The organism is Actinomadura darangshiensis, from assembly GCF_004349235.1.
Classification (GTDB): domain Bacteria; phylum Actinomycetota; class Actinomycetes; order Streptosporangiales; family Streptosporangiaceae; genus Spirillospora; species Spirillospora darangshiensis.
Map to the genome: position 1 here is coordinate 1 of NZ_SMKY01000591.1, position 1,959 is coordinate 1,959.

Genomic DNA, 1,959 nt, shown 5'->3' on the forward strand with positions numbered 1-1,959 from the left:
GGCCGGGGTCGTCCACGGAGATGCCGAAGTCCGTGGCCAAACCGGCGAGCCCCGAGTCGTAGCCCTGGCCGACCGCCCGGAACTTCCAGCTGCCCTGCCTGCGGTAAAGCTCGCCTAGCACGAACGCCGTCTCGGTGGTGGCTCCCTGGCTGTCGAACCGCGCGATCTCCGCCCCGGCGGCCGCGTCCACCACCCGTACGTACAGCCCCTGGAGTTGACCGAACGTCCCCCCATCCGAGGAGGCCGCGACGACGATCCTGTCGATCGCGCTCTCGACACGGTCAAGGTCGACGGACAGGACGTCCAAGACGGTCGGCCCCTGCTGCTTGCCGTCGTACCTGACGGCACCGGATCCGTGCGAAGGCTGGTTGTAGAAGACGAAGTCCTCGTCGGACCTCACCCGGCCCGCCTCCGTCAGCAGGAGCGCCGAGGCATCCGCGTCGGGCACGCCGGCGCCCCCTTGCCAGCCGAGCTCGACCCGCACCGAGGGAACCGGCACCGCGGTGTTGGCGCCCTTCTGCATCGACATGAACGCTCCTCATCATCGATAGATGTCACCAACCTACGGGCAGTCGCACAGGCCCCGCGACCTGCCATGAGAGGAGGACGCACGACAGGGTCGGGGAGTTCCGTTCGATGCCTTGCGGGTTCAGCCGCCCGACTCGGTGGGCGGTGCGCCGGGAAGGGGGGCGGGCTCAGGAGTGCGGAGGCCGTCCAAGACGATCCGGAGGTTGCGGTCCCATTGGTGCTCGCCCGCATGCAGGCCCACCGTGTGGTCACCGGTGGAGACGGAAACGAGCAGAAACGCGACGTCCTGCCAGGTGATGTCCGCGCGCATGGCCCCGGCACCTTGAGCTCGTTCGACGAGCAGGCGGATCCGCTCCCTCAACTCCACGCGCGCGTGCGCGATGCTGCCGCCCAGGACTTCGGTGATGTCGCACATCTCGTTGCGGAGCCTGGTGTAGGAGGCCGCGAAACCGGCGAAGCCCTGCCAGGGGTCCGGGTCGGCGAGGCCCTCGTCGCCCTTGGCGACGATCTCTCCGAGAACCTCGGCCAGAACCGCCTCGAGCAGCGCCTCCAGCGTGCTGACGCGCCGGTAGAACGTCCCGACGCCCACCCCGGCGCGGCGTGCGATCTCGTGCGCGGTGACCTCGCCGCCGACCTCGCCGGCCGCCTCCCGCGCCGCCTCGACGAGCCGCTCCACGTTGCGCCGGGCGTCGGCGCGGGGACGGCGGCCGGAACCGTCGTCCAGCAGCCGGTCCACGGCGCTCCTGGTGCTCCCCATGAACCCGATTCTAACTGTAAGCGGACACTTCCGTTCCGTTTTAAGTGGACAACACGCGTCCGCTTGCGCTAGCGTCCTCGAAGCGGACGCGACCGGTCCGCTTAACGGAGGGACTGATCATGGCATCCGGACACACGGGCTCCCCCGCCATGAAGATCATCGCGCTGGCCGCGGGCTTCGTGATGGCCAGCGTGGACGCCACCGTGATGCAGATCGCGGGGGCGACGATCCAAGATCGCCTGGGCACTTCGCTGAGCCGGCTCACCTGGGCGGTGGACGGCTACGTGCTGACCTTCGCGGCACTGCTGATGCTGGCGGGCGGCCTCGCCGGGCGGCTGGGGGCGCGCAAGGTCTACCTGTGGGGCATGGCGGTGTTCTTCGCCGCCTCGCTGGCCGCCGCACTCGCGCCGGCGATCGAGGTGCTCATCACGGCCAGGCTCGTCCAGGGCGCCGGCGCCGCGCTGTTCATGCCGAGCTCACTGGCGCTGCTCATCCAGGCGTTCCCCGACCCACGACGCCGCGCACGCGTGCTCGGCCTGTGGTCGGCGATCGTGTCCTCGGCCATCGCGCTCGGCCCCACGCTCGGCGGCGTCCTCGTGGCCACGCTCGGCTGGCGCAGCATCTTCCTGATCAACCTGCCCGTCGGGATCGCCGGCATGGCGCTGACCCTTCGC

The 1,959-nt window shown here is 70.2% G+C and carries 3 protein-coding genes; 1 reads left to right on the plus strand and 2 read right to left on the minus strand.

What is annotated here, in order from left to right; translation table 11 throughout:
* A partial coding sequence (locus tag E1293_RS46690; RefSeq protein ID WP_132206533.1) for a TerD family protein occupies positions 1-529 on the minus strand: 529 nt, incomplete at its 3' end.
* Positions 530-649: 120 nt separating this feature from the next.
* A complete protein-coding gene (locus E1293_RS46695) occupies positions 650-1,285 on the minus strand; it encodes a TetR/AcrR family transcriptional regulator (protein ID WP_132206535.1) in 636 nt (211 codons plus the stop codon).
* 119 nt (positions 1,286-1,404) lie between these two features.
* On the opposite strand from E1293_RS46695, the gene E1293_RS46700 reads away from it, so the two are divergent.
* On the plus strand, positions 1,405-1,959 hold a 555-nt coding region (locus E1293_RS46700; protein ID WP_207939552.1), incomplete at its 3' end, for an MFS transporter.